Raw genomic sequence first — 16,797 nt, 5'->3', positions numbered from 1 at the left:
CGCCGTCAGCGCTCCTTGGTCTCCTCCAGCACCGTCCGCCCCAGCAGCGCGTACCGCTGCGGCGACCTCCGCTTCAGATACTGCGCATAGCCGATGCCCGCTGCCGCGACCAGCGCCACCAGCCAGGGCGTCGCCTTGAGGACCAGCGAGCCGGACTCGGGACCCGCCGCGACCCCCATGTTGGAGACCAGCAGCACCACCACGGCGAGCATTGCGATGCCGCCGATGAGCGGGGCGGCGAGGGTCCTGAACCAGTGGCGGCTCTCGGGGTGGTGGGAACGGAAGTAGACGAGGACCGCGAAGGAGCACACGGCCTGCACGATCAGGATCGCCATCGTGCCGAGGATGGCGAGCAGGACGTACGTGCCGGTGTACGGGTCCTTGCCCGCGGCCCAGAACGCCCCGATCAGCACCGCGCTGATCACGGTCTGCACCAGGCCCGCGATGTGGGGCGAGCCGTGCCGGGGGTGCGTACGGCCGATGGTCCGCTGCAACGACGGCAGGACGCCCTCGCGGCCGAGCGCGTACATGTAGCGGGCGGCGCAGTTGTGGAACGCCATGCCGCACGCCAGCGAGCCGGTGATCATCAGCCACTGCATCAGGACCACCGCCCAGTGGCCGACGTAGTGCTCGGTGGGGTTGAAGAAGAGGGCGAGCGGGTTCGCCGAGGAGGCCGCCTTCACGGCCTCCGTCTCGCCGTTGCCCGTGATCGCCATCCAGGACACGAAGACGTAGAAGACACCGACGCCGAGGACAGAGATCATCGTGGCCTTGGGGATGATCTTCTTCGGGTCGCGGGACTCCTCGCCGTACATCGCCGTCGACTCGAAGCCGACCCACGACCAGAAGGCGAAGAAGAGCCCGAGCCCGGCGCTCGTCCCCTTGAAGGCGTTGACCGGGTTGACCGGGGCGAAGGTGAAGCCGTGCGGGCCGCCGCCGTGCAGGGCGACGGATATCGCCATCGCCGCGAGGACGGTGACCTCGGTGGCCAGCAGGACGACGAGCAGCTTCTCGGCGACGTCGACGCCGAACCAGGTGCCCACCGCGTTGATGGCGAGCATCAGGATCGCGAACGCCCACCACGGGATGGCGACGCCCGTCTGGTCCTTGAGCGTCGTGGTGGCGAAGGTCGAGAAGATGCCGATCAGGGCCGGCTCGAAGACGACGTACGCGAAGGTCGCGAGGAGCCCGGACGCCAGGCCCATCGTGCGGCCGAGGCCGTAGGAGATGAACCCGTAGAAGGCGCCGGTCGAGGTGATGTGCTTCGCCATCGATGTGAAGCCGACGGAAAAGATTGCCAGGACAACCATTGCGACGATATAGCTCGCGGGGGCTCCGATGCCGTTGCCCGCCGACACCATGAAGGGCACGTTGCCCGTCATCGCGGTGATCGGCGCGGCGGTGGCGACGGCCATGAACACCACGCCCAGCAGGCCCACGGCGTTGGGCTTCAGCCGGTGAACGGTGCCATCACCGCTTGTCTTCGCGTCCGGGGCTACGCCCTCTTGTACTGCCATCGGGTGGCCCCTTCCTGGTTGCCGTGATCGCTCTGCGCACTGCTGCTGGAGTGGAACTCTGTGGCCCGAATGAGTCGCACAAGGGTCTCGGGGCGTTAAATGTTTGTCAACCAGACCTTTAGAATCCGGTCGGGGCGAACGCTCTTGTTAACTCTCCGGCGGCCCGTGGACCGGGCCCGCGCCGCCCTCGTACGGTCCCCGGCATGACCACGTACACCAGCACCCTCGGCGGGCACCGCTACCGCTTCGACTCGCTCGCGCGCCTGCTGGCCGCCGCGAGCCCCGAACGGTCCGGGGACCGGCTCGCCGGGCTCGCCGCCGAGTCCGCGCAGGCGCGGGTGGCGGCGCGCTGGGCGCTGGCGGAGGTTCCGCTCGCCCGTTTCCTGGCCGAGCCCGTGATCCCGTACGAGGACGACGATGTGACCCGGCTGATCGTGGACACGCACGATGCCCTCGCCTTCGCGCCCGTGGCGGGCATGACGGTCGGCGAGTTCCGCGAGTGGCTGCTCACGGACGCGGCGGACGCCGCGGCGCTGGCCGCGCTCGCGCCCGGGCTGACGCCGGAGATGGCCGCGGCGGTCTCCAAGCTGATGGGCAACGCGGACCTGGTGGCGGTGGCCCGCAAGGTGCGGGTCGTGACGGCGTTCCGCTCGACGATCGGACTGCCGGGGCGGCTGGCGACCCGTCTCCAGCCGAACCACCCCACGGACGACCCGGCGGGCGTGGCAGCGGCCCTCCTCGACGGTCTCCTGCTCGGCTCGGGCGACGCGGTGATCGGCATCAATCCGGCGACGGACAGCCCGAAGGCGGTACGGGACCTGCTTGAGCTGCTCGACGGGGTGATCCGGCGGTACGCGATCCCCACCCAGTCCTGTGTGCTGTGCCATGTGACGACCAGCGTGGACCTGATGGAGCGCGGCGCACCGGTGGACCTCGTCTTCCAGTCCATCGCGGGCACCGAGGCCGCGAACGCGTCGTTCGGCGTCACGCTCGGCCTGCTCGACGAGGCGTACGAGGCGGTACGGTCCCTGGACCGCGGCACGGTCGGCCACAACGCCATGTACTTCGAGACGGGTCAGGGCAGCGCGCTGTCGGCGGAAGCGCACCACGGGGTGGACCAGCAGACGGTGGAGGCACGGGCGTACGCGGTGGCCCGCCGCTACGAACCGCTGCTGGTGAACACGGTCGTCGGCTTCATCGGCCCGGAGTACCTCTTCGACGGCCGGCAGATCCTCCGCGCGGCCCTGGAGGACCACTTCTGCGGCAAACTGCTCGGCCTGCCGATGGGCCTGGACATCTGCTACACGAACCACGCGGACGCGGACGACGACGACATCGCGACCATGCTGACGATGCTCGGGGTGGCCGGGGCGTCCTTCGTGATCTGCACGCCGGGCGGTGACGACATCATGCTCAACTACCAGTCGGCCTCGTACCACGACGCGTTGTACCTGCGCGAGGTGCTGGGCCTGCGCCCGGCACCGGAGTTCGAGGAGTGGCTGGGCGGGATCGGTCTGCTGGACGCGGGTGGGGCGATCAGGGACGTGACGGGTACGGGGCATCCGCTGACGGCGATCGGCAGGGAGCTGGCAGCATGACGATCCATCAACTATCCGTGTACGAGGGCGAGTCGGACCTTCCGATGTGGGCGGCCCTGCGCCGCCACACCCAGGCCCGGATCGGCCTGGGCCGGGCGGGCTCGGGGCTGCCGACCAGACACCGCCTGGAGCTGCAGGCCGCGCACGCGGCGGCGCGCGACGCGGTGCACTCGCCGTTCGACCCGGACACGGTCGCGGCGGCCCTGCCGGGCATGGCGACGATACGGGTGCGCAGCGCGGCGCCCGACCGGCTGACGTACCTCCAGCGGCCGGACCTGGGCCGCCGTTTGGACGTGGTGGACCGCGCGCACCTTCCGCACGACGCGTGGGACGTGGTGTTCGTGGTGGCCGACGGGCTGTCCAGCCGTGCCGTGCACGACCATGCGGCGGCCATGGTCCGCGCGACGACGGAGCTGCTGCCGGCCGGGTGGCGGGTGGCGCCGGTGGTGCTCGCGGAGCAGGCCCGGGTGGCTCTGGGTGACGACATCGCGCATGCCATGGGCGCGCGGCAGGTGGTGGTCCTGATCGGGGAGCGGCCCGGCATGTCGGCGGCGGACTCGTTGGGGGCGTACTTGACGTACGCCCCGGTTCCGGGGGTCACGACGGATGCCGACCGGAACTGTCTGTCCAACATCAGGCCACCGCAGGGGCTGTCGTACGGGACGGCGGCGGGGAAGCTTGCGGTGCTGATGGGAAGGGCGCGGGAGCTGGGGCGGACGGGGGTGGAGCTGAAGGACGAATCCGATCACGGCAACGTACGCGAGCGGCTACTCTGAGTGGTGGCTGGTCCGTATCAAGGGGAGGGCGCATCATGACACTCATGGCAGAGCGACCGGTGATAAGCGGCACTGAGCCCAGCGGCAGCTTCGAGGAGATGCTTGACGTCCTCGACGAGTTGAACGTGCCCGACGGCTACCGGGCCGAAATCATCAGGGGGAACATCGTCGTGTCGCCATGGCAGAAGGCTTACTACCTCAGGGTCATGGAGCTGATCTGTGATCGGCTGCGTCCGTACCTGCCCGAAGGGCATCGGATCAGCGGACTCCCGGCACTGTACGTGTTCCCAGGAGTCGAGCGTGCGTATGGCCCGGACGTCCACGCCGCCCATGAGTCGACGCGTGAGAGCACCAGCCACCGTCTGGACGGCGAGGCTCTCTCCTTCGTCGCGGAACTGACCTCGACATCGACTCGCAGCGCAGACCTGAACGAAAAGGTGCGGGTCTACGGGAAAGCAGGTGTCCCCGTCTACCTCATCCTCAACATGCAGGACGAGGAGGCCACCATCTATTTCACCCCGTCGGCCCAGGTCGGATACGAGCAAAGCCTCACCAAGCCGTTCGGCGAGAAGCTCTACATCCCCGACCCGTTCGGCTTCGCTCTCGACACCACTGGGTTCCACAGGCCCAAGAAGAACGACAAGGGTCGGCTCACCCCGCCGCCGGCACCGTAAGCCCCCAAGCCCCCTCCCACACCGTCCACGTACGCGTCCGCACCGGCCCCGTCACCACCGCATCCGCCCAGTACCGGAAATCCGCCCCGGACACGGTCACGGCCCGCCCGCGCGTCTCCAGCGGCGACGCCTCCGCACCCACCGAGACCGGCCGCACCTCCACGACCGCCGCCCCGGAGGAATCCGGCGTCACCGACACCCCCTCCACCGGCTGGTCCAGGTCCACCAGCGTCACTCCGTCGACCTCCACCCGCAGCCGCGAAGGCCCCGGCCCCGGCGGCGACGCGGGCCTGGCCGGGCGTGCCGCCAGGGTCCGTACGAGCGACTGCCGCACCCGTACCCACGGCCGCCCCGACACGGCCCCGTCCCCGGCCGGCATTCCGTCGCGCTGGGACGGCACGGTCGGCACGGACGGAATCCGCAGATCCCCGAGCACCACCCCGTCGCTGTCGTCGACCAGCAGATCCAGCCGCCGCTCCACCCCGTCCAGCACCGCCCGGGCCGCAGCCACCGCTCCCGTCGGCACCCCCAGGGACCGCGCGAGCGAGAGCACGCTGCCGACCGGCACGAGTGACAGCCCCGTCACGCCCAGCTCCCGCCGCCGGTGCAGCAGGGTCACCGCGCGGAGCAGCGCCCTGTCGTCGCCCACGACCACGGGCCGCCGCGACCCCCTGCGGTCCAGCGCCCGGGCGAATTCCTCGGGCCCGTCGGGGAGGCACATTTTGGTCTCCGCACCCGCGCTGAGCACGTCTTTTGCGATCCGTACCGACTCGCCGTCACAGTGACGGGCGACCGGGTCGATGACCACGAGGAGCTGCTCGGAAGTTGCCACCTCGGTCCTGCCTCGCTTCCTCGGGTAGCATCTTTGTGCAAGAGCCCCTTGCGCTATTGCGCCAGGGGCTTCGTCTATTCCGGGGCATCCGGTCCGACGGTTTGCGGCCAATGACGGTCGCGGTGCACGCGGCGGTGGACCCTCCGCGTACGCCCCTGACCTTGGACATGCCCCACCCGGAAGGGGTGTACGCGCGTGCCCGCACTTGTGCTGCTCGGTGCTCAGTGGGGTGACGAAGGCAAGGGAAAGGCCACCGATCTGCTCGGCGGCTCTGTGGACTATGTGGTGCGTTACCAGGGCGGCAACAACGCCGGCCACACGGTGGTCGTCGGCGACCAGAAGTATGCACTGCACCTCCTCCCTTCCGGAATCCTCTCTCCCGGTTGTACGCCCGTCATCGGCAACGGCGTCGTCGTCGACCCGTCGGTCCTGCTCTCCGAGCTGAGCGGTCTGAACGAGCGTGGCGTCGACACGTCCAAGCTCCTGATCAGCGGAAACGCGCACATCATCACGCCGTACAACGTCACCGTCGACAAGGTGACGGAACGCTTCCTCGGAAAGCGCAAGATCGGCACCACCGGCCGTGGCATCGGCCCGACGTACGCGGACAAGATCAACCGCGTGGGCATCCGTGTCCAGGACCTGTACGACGAGTCGATCCTCACCCAGAAGGTGGAGGCGGCCCTCGACGTCAAGAACCAGATCCTCACCAAGCTGTACAACCGGCGTGCGATCGCCGTCGACCAGGTGGTCGAGGAGCTGCTGGGCTACGCGGAGCAGATCGAGCCGTACGTCGCCGACACCGTCCTGATCCTCAACCAGGCGCTCGACGACAACAAGGTGGTGCTCTTCGAGGGCGGCCAGGGCACGCTCCTTGACATCGACCACGGGACGTACCCCTTCGTCACCTCGTCGAACCCGACCGCGGGCGGTGCCTGTACCGGTGCCGGCGTCGGCCCGACGAAGATCAGCCGGGTCATCGGCATCCTGAAGGCGTACACGACCCGCGTCGGCTCGGGCCCCTTCCCGACCGAGCTGTTCGACGCGGACGGCGAGGCGCTGCGCCGCATCGGCGGCGAGCGGGGTGTCACGACGGGCCGCGACCGCCGCTGCGGCTGGTTCGACGCGGTGATCGCCCGTTATGCGACCCGGGTGAACGGTCTGACCGACTTCTTCCTCACCAAGCTCGACGTCCTCACCGGCTGGGAGCAGATCCCGGTCTGTGTCGCGTACGAGATCGACGGCCGGCACGTCGAGGAGCTCCCTTACTCCCAGACGGACTTCCACCACGCGAAGCCGGTCTACGAGTACCTGCCCGGCTGGCAGGAGGACATCACGAAGGCCAAGACCTTCGCGGACCTCCCCAAGAACGCCCAGAACTACGTCAAGGCCCTGGAGGAGATGTCGGGCGCCCCGGTCTCGGCGATCGGCGTGGGCCCGGGCCGCGACGAGACGATCGAGATCAACTCGTTCCTGTAGTCACGGGGCTATGTCTCCGTCACGCCCCCGGTGAGGCTCCGGCCGCACCGGGGGCGTGGTCTTTTCATGACTCATCCTTGACCTGTACATGGGGTATTGGGGGTTTCGCGCGCAACCGGGGTGACGCAACTATCTACGCGTGTAGTCCTGTAATCCCCCGCACGGCACGCCCAGTTGACTCCCTCACCCCAGTCCCAGGAGCCCCGTATGCCCGTCAACCCCATGAACCGCCGGGAGTTCATGCAGAAGTCGGCCGTCACCGGTGCGGCCGTCGCCGCCGCGGGTGCCGTCGGTGCCGGTACGGCACAGGCCGCCGATGACGACCACAGACCCGGAAAGGCGCCCCGTACCTGGTCGTTCTCCATCCTGGGCACCACCGACCTGCACAGCCACGTCTTCGACTGGGACTACTACAAGGACGCCGCCTACAAGGACAAGGCCGGCAACTCCGTCGGTGTCGCCCGCGTCGCCACCCTCATCAAGCAGCAGCGGGAGGCGAAGGGCGAGGACCGCGTCCTGCTCGTCGACGCCGGCGACATCATCCAGGGCACCTCGCTGGCGTACTACTACGCCCGCGTCGACCCGATCACCGGCACCGACGGCAAGCACGGCCCCAAGCACCCCATGGCCGTCGCCATGAACGCGATGCGGTACGACGCCGCCGCGCTCGGCAACCACGAGTTCAACTACGGTATCGACCTGCTGCGGAAGTTCGAGAAGCAGTGTCACTTCCCGCTGCTCGGCGCCAACGCCCTCGACGCCAAGACCCTGCGGCCCGCCTTCCACCCGTACACCGTGAAGCGGATCTGCGTCCCCGGCGCCCCCGACATCAAGGTCGGCATCCTCGGGCTCACCAACCCCGGCATCGCGCTGTGGGACAGGGACAACGTCAGCGGGAAGATGGTGTTCCCCGGGCTCGTCGAGCAGGCCAAGAAGTACGTGCCGCGCCTGAGGGCCCTCGGGTGCGACGTCGTCTTCCTGACCGACCACTCCGGGCTCGACGGGTCCTCGTCCTACGGCAGTGAACTCCCCTACGTCGAGAACGCCTCCAACCTGGTGGCCGAGCAGGTCCCCGGTATCGACGCCATCCTCGTCGGCCACACCCACGTCGAGGTCTCCTCCTACACCGTCAAGAACGAGGAGACCGGCGAGGACGTCCTCCTCTCCGAGCCGTACTGCTGGGGCATGCGCCTGACGGTCTTCGACTTCGAGCTCGAACTGCACTGCGGCCAGTGGAAGGTCACGAGCAAGAAGGCCCAGACCCTCAACCCCAAGGACGTCGAGGAGGACCCGGAGATCACCCGGCTCCTCCAGGCCGACCACGACCTTGTCGTGAAGTACGTCAACACGGCCGTGGGCACCTGCACGGAGGACCTCTCGGCGGCGGAGTCCTGCTGGAAGGACGTCCCCATCATGGACTTCATCCACCAGGTCCAGATGGACAGCGTCGCCAAGGGGCTCTCCACCGCCGACGCCGCCCTGCCGCTGATCTCCGTCGCCGCGCCCTTCAGCCGTACCGCGGACATCCCCAAGGGGAGCGTGACGATCAAGGACATCGCGGGGCTCTACATCTACGACAACACCCTGTACGGCAAGAAGCTCACCGGCGCCCAGCTCAAGGACTACCTGGAGTACGCGGCGAAGTACTACCACCAGGTCCCGTCCGGCACGAAGGTCGACACCTCGACCCTCACCAACGCCAACAACTTCTGGGACTACATGTACGACACCGCCGCCGGCGTCGACTACGAGATCGACATCGCTCAGCCCGAGGGGTCGAGGATCAAGAACCTCACCTACAAGGGCGCCGCCGTCGCCGACAACCAGGTCTTCGTCGTCGCCGTCAACAACTACCGCGCCAACGGCGGCAGCGGCTACCCGCACATCGCCGCCGCCGACATCGCCTACAGCTCCACCAACGAGATCCGCCAGCTGATGATCGACTACGTGACGGCGAAGGGCACCCTGAACCCTGCGGACTTCGCGGACGTCAACTGGAAGCTGACGCAGGGCGGGACCCCGGTGTTCTAGACGGCCGCACCACCGCCCCGTACCCGTCGCCCGGCGCCGCTCCCCAGGAGCGCCGCGGGGCGACGGGAGTGGTCGTTCAGCAGCCGGTCGCCCAGGTGTGCGAAGCGCCCTGGTCGTTGGCGGCACCGTCGTAGCCGACCTCCTGACCCGGGGCCAGGCAGATGGTCACATGGCCCAGCAGCTCCCGGGCGGAGTACACCTTGACGTGGTCCTTGACGCCCGGGCCGGAGATGCCATGGTTGGCCCAGGAGGAGTCGTGCCAGGCCATGTCCCCCTCCCACCAGTGGTCGTCACCGCTGTGCTCGATCTTCAGGCCCGTGAAGTTCACGTCCGTCCACACACAGAAGTTGCCGCTGCCACAGGGCACGGCCTGCGCGGAGGCCGAGGTGGTGAGGACGGCGCCGACGGACAGGGCCGTGGCGGCGAGGAGGACGGCGAGGCGGTTCTTCATGCCGGTGAATGTCCTTTCGTGGTGAGGAGGGACGTGGCCTCGGTGAGGGCATGGGCCCCCAGCCGCTCGAATTCGGCGATCTCGGCGCGGTGCCGGGCGCGGACCTCGGCCAGGGAGCGGTGGGTCTTTTCCGCCTCGGGCTGGAGGTTGTTCACGACGACGGACGTACGGAACCAGCGGGCCTGGTCGCCGTACAGCCGCCGCTGGGCCTCCGCGAGGCAGCCGTCGGTGTGGGCGCGGACCACGTAGCCCGTGGGGAGGCGGAGGGACAGCTCGGCCCTGCCCGTGCCGAACAGGGCGTCCGAGACGCGTTGCTGTTCGGCGGCCGAGGGCTTGGGCGTCCCCGGGTGGGGCGGAGCGAGGCCCTGGCGGGTGAGGCAGTCGTCGGTGAGCTTCTGGGTGGCGGCCTTGATGACGTCGTCGGGTGAGGGCCGGGGCGGTGTGTTCGCCGTTGCCGTGCAGGCGGTGACGAACAGTCCGGAGGCGAGGAGCGCGACGATGGCCGTCGTACGCGGACGCATCTGCGTTCAGCCCGGCTGGCACCCCATCGTGGTGTCACTGACCCCGTCGAACTTCGTCGCCCACTCCCAGTTGTTGGAGTAGTCGTCCGGGTGGATCGCACGGTACAGGCAGCCGTCGGGCTGGTAGCTGATCGCGTAGACGGTCACGGAGGCGTGCGAGTCGAAGGAGTACGCGTGCCGCTTCACGCGGGGGTCCGCCTCCCGATACCCGGGCGGCGCATAGTCCCAGGCGCCGCCCGGTCCCATCTGGTTCGGCTCGGGCCAGAAGTACACGTGTCCGGGAGGTACGGCGGCAGCGGCGTGCGCGGGCGGGGCGGTGACCGGGGCCAGGGCTGCGAGCAGGGCAGAAGTGATGACGAGGTGGCGCATGGGCGTGGCATGCCCGTGGGCTTCCGCCCATATGCGGTACGTCTGCCCGATTCACCCCTTGCGGGGGATCAAGGGGTACGGGCGCCCCTGAGGAACGCGCCCCATGCGCCGGGGGACACCGTGAGGGTGGGGCCGGTGGGGTTCTTGGAGTCGCGGATGTGGATGGCGGCGACGGCTTGGGCGACTTCGACGCAGTTGCCGCCGCCGCCATCGCTGTAGCTGGACTTGAACCACCGCAGGGCTCCGCTGCCGGTCATCGTTCTTCTCCTGCCAACCGCTCGATGAGGCTCAGCGAGTCGTCGGGACTCAGGGCCTGTGCGCGGATCTTCGCACAGCGGTGCGCCAGTTGGGACACTTCCGTGGGATCGCTGACAAGAATGCCCTGGTCTTCGATCTCCATGTAGACGACGTGCTCGTGGTCCTTGGTCTCCACGAGCTTCATGGCGCCGCGGTCGCCCGCATGCGTGCCGCGCAGCCCGCGGTCCATCGGGAGCACCTGCACACAGACGTTGTCCCTCCGGGCGTCCTCGGCGAGCAAGCGCAGTTGCCCCCGCAGCACGTCCCACGAACCGAACGGCCGCTTCAGCACGCCCTCTTCGAGGATCAGCTCGACCATCGGGGCCGGGTCCCGCGCGAAGAGCCCCCGGCGGGCCAGGCGCGCCTCGACCAGTTCCTCCCGCTTCTGCTCGGAGACCGGCGGATAACTGCCACCGATCAGCGCCCGCGCGTACTCCTCCGTCTGGAACAGGCCGTCCACGACCAGTGTCTCGTACGAGCAGATCGTGACCGCCCCGGCTTCCAGTTCGGAGAAGCCCCGGAAGCGTGCCGGGTACTTCTCCAGCAGCATCCACCTGCGTGCCACCTCGAAGACGCCCAACCCTCCACCCAGCGTCTCCTCCAACTTGACGAGCATCTTGTCGCTCGCGGGCTGGGCACACGTCTCCATCGCGCTGACCGCCGACCCGGTATAGCCGATCTGCTTTCCCAACTCCTCCTGCGACAGCTGCTGTTGCTCGCGCAGTGCCCTCGCCAGGGCGGCGACCAGATGCGCCGTCCCGCCCGCCTCCACCTTGTTCACAGCCCGCGCCATTGCGGTCACCCCCGAACTCAACCGAACTCAACCGGTCACCAGTAACTCGTGCCGGTTCCTGACTGTTGTCACTGGTCGACACAGAGTTATGGAAGACGCTAGTCCGGCCTGCCGAAACTGGCCCCATGAACACCCGAAGTGACCTGGACTGGATCCCCGCGACCGGCATCCAACTCCGCAAGGCGGGCGTCCGGTTCGACGCCGTCCGTGTCGACGGCGAACGGGGCCGCGCGCTCGCCGACCGCCTCGCCCACATGACCGGTGGAGCCCCGGGGCCGGTCGTCGAGGAGGACAACGGAAGACGTGCCGTCTACTTCCTGGTCCCGGTCGGCAGTACGTCCCACCGCTCCTGGCCCGACGGCGTCACGCGCCTCACCGCCGGTCCGCACCACATCTCGTACATCCCGGTCCCCGCTCTCAACGGCCTGACCTGGCCCCTCGGTTGGCGCTACCGGCCGACGGCGTCCGGCGACCTCGTCCACACGCTGCTCCTGCGCACCGCGCTTCACTCGGCGGAGTGAAATATGTGAACTACCGCCCAGGAAATACCAGTTCCGGCTTGCACTCGTCGCTCTGCGTGCCCATAGAGTCACGCCAACGAGAACGCCCCCGCGGTGCTACCAACACCCGGGGGCTCGGCACCAGGAGCGGCAGCTCCACCAGGAAGGCTGGCGCTCCCAATGCGCATTCATCGTACGACGCCCACGCGCGCCTTTTCCGTCTTCTCCAATGCTCTTCTCCGCGACCGCAGCATCTCCTGGTGCGCGGTAGGCGTACTGACGTACCTATTGAGCCTGCCGAACGACGCCCGCGTCACCATCCGCACGCTCGCGGAGCAGCGCAAGGAGGGGCGGGCGCGGATCGCCGCCGCCCTGCATGAGCTGGAGGAATCCCGGTACCTGCGGCGGGTGGTGCACAAGAGCCGCGCGACGGGCCAACTCTTCACCGTCTACGAGGTGTTCGACACTCCGTACGATGACGAGCCACCGTCGGGTGAATCCGGGGAATCCCAGAACCTGGCCTCCGGCGAGTCGGACATCGCGCCGACAGACGCTCCCCCTTCGGGGGAAAAGACCAGGGAAGAAGAACCTCCCTCCCCGCCGCCGGTCCCGCCCGCCGCTCCGAGCGAGCGCACCGCGCTCGCGGCCAGGCTGCTCGGCTCACTCGGCCGCACAGACGCCCGGCTCACGCTAGGGGCCGCCGAGGCGCTGCGGCTCGCGCCACTGGTGGAGGAGTGGTGGGACGCCGGGGCGACCAACGCCCAGGTGCGGTCGGTGCTGACGGACGGGCTGCCGTCCCCCGTGTACTCGCCGCGGGCCCTCGTCGAGAACCGACTGCGCCGCAAGCGCCCGGCGCGACCGGCGACTGAGCCGGTCACCACCGTCGGGGTCGAGATGCGCACGCCCGGCGCGTCCGCCTACCGGGAGGCCGCGCGGCGCGGCGGCGCGCTGGCCTTGGCGCTGCTGAGGGGACAGGCCGCGCCCGCGTAAGCGCACACAGACTCCCGGCCGCACGTCCGTGCCGCCGGGCCGACCGACGAAGAGGGATGCGATGACCGCATTGCTTGAACGGACCGAGACGGTATACCGACGGTATACTGCCGTCATGGCTGACACCACCGTCAAAGTCGACCCCGCTGTCCGTGACCGCCTCATGGTGCTCGCCCGCGAGCGCGGGATGACCATGCGCGACCTGATCGCCGAGCTGGCGGGGGCCACGCCCACGAAGGAAGAGCTGCGCAAGCGGTACGAGGAGACCAAGGCGTACTGCGAGACGCACTTCGGTGTGACGCTCACCGATGAGGACCACGACAGGGTGGAGAAGGTCTGGCAGGACCTTGAGGCCGGCCGGCCGGTGGAGAGCCTGTGAGCGGGATGAGGGCGGGGTCGACGGGGGTGGTGTTCGACGAGTCGGCCCTGCTGGCGCTCGGCTCGGGGAACTCGCTCGCCTCGCAGTTCGTCGCGAACACCGAGCATGGACCCACCCGGCACGTGTACGTACCGGCGCTCTGCCTTGCCGCCGCCGACGGGATGCGCAAGGGGCTGGCCGAGCACATCGGGGCGCTGCCCGCCGTCGAGATCGTCGAACTGGACTTCGCGGGTGCTTCCACTGTTGGGTCGCTTCTGCGTGACGGGGTGGAGTGGCGGCTGGGCCACGCGATCCACCTGTCCCGCCCGACGCCGGACTGGCCAGACGGACGCCGCGTGCTGACCGTCGACCCCGACCTGTACGCGGACATGCCACTCGTACGGACCATCAGGCTGCCGCGTCAGCGGTGACCATCGGCCGGGGCGGGCGCCCACAGGGAGCCCGCCCCCGCCTCAGCTGAACACGATCATCGAGCCCTGCGCCAGGCTCCGGGTCGCCGCCGCGTGCAGGCCCAGCCACACATGGCGTTCGCGGGCGAAGGGGCTCGGGTCGTACGGGGCGGGGAGCGCCGGTTCCTCCAACGCCGTGGGGGCGAGCGGGGGTTCGGGGGCGACGGGCGGGTTCGCCGGATCGATGCCGATCGACGGGGCCACGTACTCCAGCTCCCGCAGCAGGGCCTGGGAGGAGCCCAAGGGGCCACCGCCTGCGAGGAGTTCGTCGCTCGACAGCGGCTGCGGGAAGTCCACCGGGACGTATGCGCCCGCATGGTCGTAGTGCCACACCAGGTGCGACTGCTGGGCCGTCGACTCGAACATCTCCAGGAGCTGCTCGTAGTCGCCGCCCAGCTCGTCGACCGGGGTGACGGCGAGCCCGCACACCTGGAGCAGATACGCGCGGCGCAGGAAGTGCAGGGCGTCGTAGTCGAAGCCCGCGACCGGCGCCACCTCGCCGGTCAGTCCCGGCATGTACTGGTACACCGGCACCGGTGGCAGTCCGGCCTCGCCCAGCACTTTGTCGTAGAGGGCGAGTTCCTCGGCGAACGGGTTGTCGGGTGTGTGGCACAACACGTCGACGAGCGGGACCAGCCACAGGTCACAGGCCAACAGTAAGCTCCTCGAATTATCGGAGTGGTGCAGGCAGCGTAATGGAGCACGGGCGGAGCGCCTCAGCCGTGCAGGTCCCATACCCATACCCCACCCACCCACTTACCTGGCCGCCCCACCAGCTTGTCCACGGTGGCCCGCAGCTGGTCCTGGTACTGCTGCGGGGCCAGCACCAGCGCCCCCGCCTTCCAGTACGCGAAGTCGGTGCGTGCCTGCGCCTGCCAGTTCTTGCCGATGACGGGGGGCACTCCGGTGAAGCTGATGTCCCGCAGCATGAGGGACGTGAAGCGGGGCTGTGCGGTGTAGATGCCGATGCGGTCGCTGCCGTAGGGGCCGTTGAAGTAGCCGCCCGGCAGTCTGAACTGCAGGCCCGTCGCCGTCTGCCAGTGCAGCGCCTCGGCGTTGCCCGAGTCGGGCAGCGGGATGGGCACGAGCGTCTCGTCCCTCCCGACGTACGACTTCCACATTCCGTCCGCGATGAAGGCCGGCACCTGAGCACGCTCGACCGCCCTCAGCGGGAGCGGGACGACCGGGATGAGCGCGACGGCGACCGCCGCCAGGCCCACGAACCGGGTGCCGATGTCCGGCGTACGCAGCAGCCGCTCGATCGTCACCGCCAGCAGCATGCCGAGCGCCGGCGCGCAGATCATCGCGACCCGGCCCTCGATGACCGACTCGAAGATCGGCTTGTCCGCGAGCAGGGCCCAGGGGCCTGGTGCAGTGGAGGTCGTGAACGGGATCCGCACGCTCGGGCCCAGTGAGAGGAGCGCGGCGGCCACCGCCGTGAAGGCCAGCGCCTTGACCAGTGCGTGCTTCCACAGGCGTACGAGGATCGCGAAGGCCAGGGCCACCAGTGGCCAGCCGTAGAAGGCGTTCTGCTCGGTGGGGTTCTCGGAGAACGCGTTCGCCGCCGTCTCGCCGGCCGGGAGCAGCGAGCGTTCGGGGACGGAGAGCAGGGCGAGCGGACTGTTGCCCGCGTTGTCGCCGTGCAGCACGCTCCTGTAGCTCTGGGGGCCGAAGAACTGCCAGTACAGCGGGAGTGCGACCAGGGGGAGGCAGACCGCCCCGGCGATCCCCAGGCCCTTCAGCAACGGGCGCCAGGCCGCCTTCGCCGCATCCCACCGGACGACCGCGTACGCGCCCGCGAACAGCCCCATGCCGAGGGCGGCGAGCAGCAGCGGCTCCTCGCCGAGGAAGATCTGGTACGCCGCCATCAGCCCGAGGACCGGCCCGTCGCGTACGACCCGCGCGCCGGTGCACAGCCGCAGCGCGCGGTCGATGATCAGCGGGATCATGAACAGGACGGTGAAGTTCGGGTGTGCGTTGGCGTGGCTGACCATCGGAGGCGCGAAGGAGGCGAGCGCCGCGCCGACGAAGGCCGCGCCCCGGTGCCGTACGACCCGTTTCACGATCAGCCAGTACCAGGCGGCGGCCGTGGCGGCCAGCCCGAGCGTCATCACGAGCGCGAGGGTGACCGAGGGGCCGAGGAGCAGGGTGACCGGCGCCAGGGGGACGGTCAGGCCCAGCATCACCGTGTTGGCCATGAGGTTCACACCGTCGGGGAAGCCCTGGAGGGTGGTGAAGAGGGGGTTGCGGAGATGGGCCACGTTGTCGGCCGTCACCGCGAAGAACCACTCCCACTGGGTCTGGTCCTGGAGCGAGTCCGGGAGGTAGCGGTGGTTCGGGTCCGCCCAGCGGCCCGCGTAAAGGCCCACGGACATCAGCAGGAGGACGGCGAGGGCGAGGAGGTCCGCGGGGCGGACGGAGCGGGCCTTGAGGGCGGCCAGCTCGCCGAGGACACGGGCGTAGTCGAGGGGGCGGACCTTCGAGCCCGGTTGGTGCGCCCAGCGCACCGGCACCTCCGTGACCGGCCAGTCCGAGCGCCGGAAGTGCAGGAGTATCTCCACGTCGATGCCCCAGCCGCTGAGCCGGGACGCGGTGAACGCCTCCCGGGCGCGGTCGCCGTCGAAGAGTTTGAAGCCGCACTGGGTGTCGCGAATGCCGGGCACGGCGGTCCGCCGGATGAGGAGGTTCCCGGCGCGCCCGAGCAGCTCGCGGGTGCGGCTCTGGTGCCGCTCTATGGTCGCGCCCGGCGCCGTGCGGGAGCCGATCGCCGCAGAGTTCCCCTCGGCCAGCGCCTTGTCGAGCGCTTCCAGTTCCTCGATCGGGGCGGCCAGATCGGCGTCCGTGACCAGGACGAGGCGGCCGTAGGAGGCGAGGACGCCCAGGCGCAGGGCGTGGCCCTTGCCGCGGTTGCGGGGGCTGGTGACGAGGTTCACGCGCCGGTCGCGGGCCGAGGCCGCGGTGACGACGTCCCGGGTGCCGTCGGTGGACCCGTCGTCGACGACGACGACCTCCCACTCGCCCCAGTGGCCCTCGTTCTCGCGGAGGTACTCGACGATCGCGTCGAGGGTGGGACCGAGCCGCTCTTCCTCGTTGTAGGCGGGGACGACGACGGACAGGTCGGTGGAGATGGCCGGCATGTCC

The 16,797-nt window shown here is 69.4% G+C and carries 18 protein-coding genes; 9 read left to right on the top strand and 9 right to left on the bottom strand.

The window, feature by feature from the left end:
* Positions 1-5: 5 nt before the first annotated feature.
* Positions 6-1,517, bottom strand: a complete 1,512-nt coding sequence (locus tag ABT186_RS14440) for an APC family permease (protein WP_351223061.1) — start codon at positions 1,515-1,517, stop codon at positions 6-8.
* A gap of 203 nt (positions 1,518-1,720) precedes the next feature.
* On the opposite strand from ABT186_RS14440, the gene ABT186_RS14435 reads away from it, so the two are divergent.
* The 3 genes from ABT186_RS14435 to ABT186_RS14425 are packed head-to-tail and all read left to right on the top strand — an operon-like array spanning position 1,721 to position 4,565.
* Entirely contained in the window at positions 1,721-3,115 is a 1,395-nt protein-coding gene (locus ABT186_RS14435; protein ID WP_351925242.1) for an ethanolamine ammonia-lyase subunit EutB, read from the top strand.
* Positions 3,112-3,891 carry an ethanolamine ammonia-lyase subunit EutC gene (eutC, locus tag ABT186_RS14430; RefSeq protein WP_351223065.1) on the top strand — a complete coding sequence of 260 codons (780 nt, stop codon included), beginning with the start codon at positions 3,112-3,114 and terminating at the stop codon, positions 3,889-3,891. The genes ABT186_RS14435 and eutC overlap by 4 nt, the downstream gene beginning before the upstream one ends.
* 35 nt (positions 3,892-3,926) lie before the next feature.
* Positions 3,927-4,565 (top strand): Uma2 family endonuclease, encoded by a 639-nt coding sequence (locus tag ABT186_RS14425; RefSeq protein ID WP_351223067.1) that lies wholly within the window; start codon positions 3,927-3,929, stop codon positions 4,563-4,565.
* On the opposite strand, the gene ABT186_RS14420 is transcribed toward ABT186_RS14425, so the two are convergent.
* Positions 4,543-5,397 carry a diacylglycerol kinase catalytic domain-containing protein gene (locus ABT186_RS14420; RefSeq protein ID WP_351223069.1) on the bottom strand — a complete coding sequence of 285 codons (855 nt, stop codon included), beginning with the start codon at positions 5,395-5,397 and terminating at the stop codon, positions 4,543-4,545. The two genes, ABT186_RS14425 and ABT186_RS14420, sit on opposite strands and share 23 nt — an antisense overlap.
* 195 nt (positions 5,398-5,592) lie before the next feature.
* Here ABT186_RS14420 and ABT186_RS14415 point away from each other — a divergent pair, with 195 nt between their 5' ends.
* Both ABT186_RS14415 and ABT186_RS14410 read left to right on the top strand, forming a co-directional pair.
* Positions 5,593-6,876 (top strand): adenylosuccinate synthase, encoded by a 1,284-nt coding sequence (locus ABT186_RS14415; protein WP_351223071.1) that lies wholly within the window; start codon positions 5,593-5,595, stop codon positions 6,874-6,876.
* 207 nt (positions 6,877-7,083) lie between these two features.
* Positions 7,084-8,907 (top strand): bifunctional metallophosphatase/5'-nucleotidase, encoded by a 1,824-nt coding sequence (locus ABT186_RS14410; protein WP_351925240.1) that lies wholly within the window; start codon positions 7,084-7,086, stop codon positions 8,905-8,907.
* A gap of 76 nt (positions 8,908-8,983) precedes the next feature.
* On the opposite strand, the gene ABT186_RS14405 is transcribed toward ABT186_RS14410, so the two are convergent.
* The 5 genes from ABT186_RS14405 to ABT186_RS14385 form a co-directional block, all read right to left on the bottom strand.
* Positions 8,984-9,358 (bottom strand): peptidase inhibitor family I36 protein, encoded by a 375-nt coding sequence (locus tag ABT186_RS14405; RefSeq protein WP_351223075.1) that lies wholly within the window; start codon positions 9,356-9,358, stop codon positions 8,984-8,986.
* The gene (locus tag ABT186_RS14400; protein ID WP_351223077.1) at positions 9,355-9,879 is read right to left on the bottom strand and encodes a hypothetical protein; all 525 of its coding nucleotides are present in this window, start codon (positions 9,877-9,879) and stop codon (positions 9,355-9,357) included. Before ABT186_RS14400 ends, ABT186_RS14405 begins: the two co-directional genes overlap by 4 nt.
* Positions 9,880-9,885: 6 nt before the next feature.
* On the bottom strand, positions 9,886-10,248 hold the full coding sequence (locus ABT186_RS14395) for a hypothetical protein (protein ID WP_351223079.1): 363 nt from the start codon (positions 10,246-10,248) through the stop codon (positions 9,886-9,888).
* Positions 10,249-10,316: 68 nt separating this feature from the next.
* Positions 10,317-10,505, bottom strand: coding sequence for a DUF397 domain-containing protein (locus ABT186_RS14390; protein ID WP_351223081.1), 189 nt, complete (start codon positions 10,503-10,505; stop codon positions 10,317-10,319).
* Complete coding sequence (locus ABT186_RS14385) at positions 10,502-11,338, bottom strand: helix-turn-helix domain-containing protein (protein WP_351223083.1); 837 nt, start codon at positions 11,336-11,338, stop codon at positions 10,502-10,504. Before ABT186_RS14385 ends, ABT186_RS14390 begins: the two co-directional genes overlap by 4 nt.
* A gap of 125 nt (positions 11,339-11,463) precedes the next feature.
* Between ABT186_RS14385 and ABT186_RS14380 the strand changes: the two genes are divergently transcribed.
* From ABT186_RS14380 to ABT186_RS14365, 4 genes are all read left to right on the top strand, one after another.
* Positions 11,464-11,859, top strand: a complete 396-nt coding sequence (locus ABT186_RS14380; protein ID WP_351925238.1) for a hypothetical protein — start codon at positions 11,464-11,466, stop codon at positions 11,857-11,859.
* Positions 11,860-12,018: 159 nt separating this feature from the next.
* Positions 12,019-12,828, top strand: coding sequence for a hypothetical protein (locus ABT186_RS14375; RefSeq protein WP_351925236.1), 810 nt, complete (start codon positions 12,019-12,021; stop codon positions 12,826-12,828).
* 115 nt (positions 12,829-12,943) lie between these two features.
* Positions 12,944-13,207 carry a hypothetical protein gene (locus tag ABT186_RS14370; protein ID WP_351223091.1) on the top strand — a complete coding sequence of 88 codons (264 nt, stop codon included), beginning with the start codon at positions 12,944-12,946 and terminating at the stop codon, positions 13,205-13,207.
* On the top strand, positions 13,204-13,617 hold the full coding sequence (locus tag ABT186_RS14365; protein ID WP_502973200.1) for a PIN domain-containing protein: 414 nt from the start codon (positions 13,204-13,206) through the stop codon (positions 13,615-13,617). Before ABT186_RS14370 ends, ABT186_RS14365 begins: the two co-directional genes overlap by 4 nt.
* A gap of 42 nt (positions 13,618-13,659) precedes the next feature.
* Here ABT186_RS14365 and ABT186_RS14360 read toward each other — a convergent pair whose 3' ends face one another.
* Together ABT186_RS14360 and ABT186_RS14355 are read right to left on the bottom strand one after the other, a co-directional pair.
* Positions 13,660-14,310, bottom strand: coding sequence for a putative DNA-mimic protein (locus ABT186_RS14360; RefSeq protein ID WP_351223093.1), 651 nt, complete (start codon positions 14,308-14,310; stop codon positions 13,660-13,662).
* 62 nt (positions 14,311-14,372) lie between these two features.
* Positions 14,373-16,793: a dolichyl-phosphate beta-glucosyltransferase gene (locus ABT186_RS14355; protein WP_351223095.1), complete on the bottom strand. Its 2,421-nt coding sequence runs from the start codon at positions 16,791-16,793 to the stop codon at positions 14,373-14,375.
* Between the last annotated feature and the right edge of the window lie 4 nt (positions 16,794-16,797).

Origin of the sequence: Streptomyces sp. NPDC001634, from assembly GCF_040298185.1 — a bacterium.
In the GTDB taxonomy this organism is placed as follows: Bacteria; Actinomycetota; Actinomycetes; order Streptomycetales; family Streptomycetaceae; genus Streptomyces.
The sequence above is the reverse complement of the archived record's forward strand: the minus strand, read 5'-3'. Positions and strand labels throughout refer to the sequence as shown.

What these genes read in the sequence shown, in the direction of transcription:
- eutC (WP_351223065.1), top strand. Translation starts at nt 3,112, where the DNA reads ATGACGATCCATCAACTATCCGTGTACGAGGGCGAGTCGGACCTTCCG.
- ABT186_RS14410 (WP_351925240.1), top strand. Translation starts at nt 7,084, where the DNA reads ATGCCCGTCAACCCCATGAACCGCCGGGAGTTCATGCAGAAGTCGGCC.
- ABT186_RS14395 (WP_351223079.1), bottom strand. Translation starts at nt 10,248, where the DNA reads ATGCGCCACCTCGTCATCACTTCTGCCCTGCTCGCAGCCCTGGCCCCG.
- ABT186_RS14390 (WP_351223081.1), bottom strand. Translation starts at nt 10,505, where the DNA reads ATGACCGGCAGCGGAGCCCTGCGGTGGTTCAAGTCCAGCTACAGCGAT.
- ABT186_RS14385 (WP_351223083.1), bottom strand. Translation starts at nt 11,338, where the DNA reads ATGGCGCGGGCTGTGAACAAGGTGGAGGCGGGCGGGACGGCGCATCTG.
- ABT186_RS14375 (WP_351925236.1), top strand. Translation starts at nt 12,019, where the DNA reads ATGCGCATTCATCGTACGACGCCCACGCGCGCCTTTTCCGTCTTCTCC.
- ABT186_RS14405 (WP_351223075.1), bottom strand. Translation starts at nt 9,358, where the DNA reads ATGAAGAACCGCCTCGCCGTCCTCCTCGCCGCCACGGCCCTGTCCGTC.
- ABT186_RS14440 (WP_351223061.1), bottom strand. Translation starts at nt 1,517, where the DNA reads ATGGCAGTACAAGAGGGCGTAGCCCCGGACGCGAAGACAAGCGGTGAT.
- ABT186_RS14425 (WP_351223067.1), top strand. Translation starts at nt 3,927, where the DNA reads ATGACACTCATGGCAGAGCGACCGGTGATAAGCGGCACTGAGCCCAGC.
- ABT186_RS14400 (WP_351223077.1), bottom strand. Translation starts at nt 9,879, where the DNA reads ATGCGTCCGCGTACGACGGCCATCGTCGCGCTCCTCGCCTCCGGACTG.
- ABT186_RS14380 (WP_351925238.1), top strand. Translation starts at nt 11,464, where the DNA reads ATGAACACCCGAAGTGACCTGGACTGGATCCCCGCGACCGGCATCCAA.
- ABT186_RS14370 (WP_351223091.1), top strand. Translation starts at nt 12,944, where the DNA reads ATGGCTGACACCACCGTCAAAGTCGACCCCGCTGTCCGTGACCGCCTC.
- ABT186_RS14435 (WP_351925242.1), top strand. Translation starts at nt 1,721, where the DNA reads ATGACCACGTACACCAGCACCCTCGGCGGGCACCGCTACCGCTTCGAC.
- ABT186_RS14355 (WP_351223095.1), bottom strand. Translation starts at nt 16,793, where the DNA reads ATGCCGGCCATCTCCACCGACCTGTCCGTCGTCGTCCCCGCCTACAAC.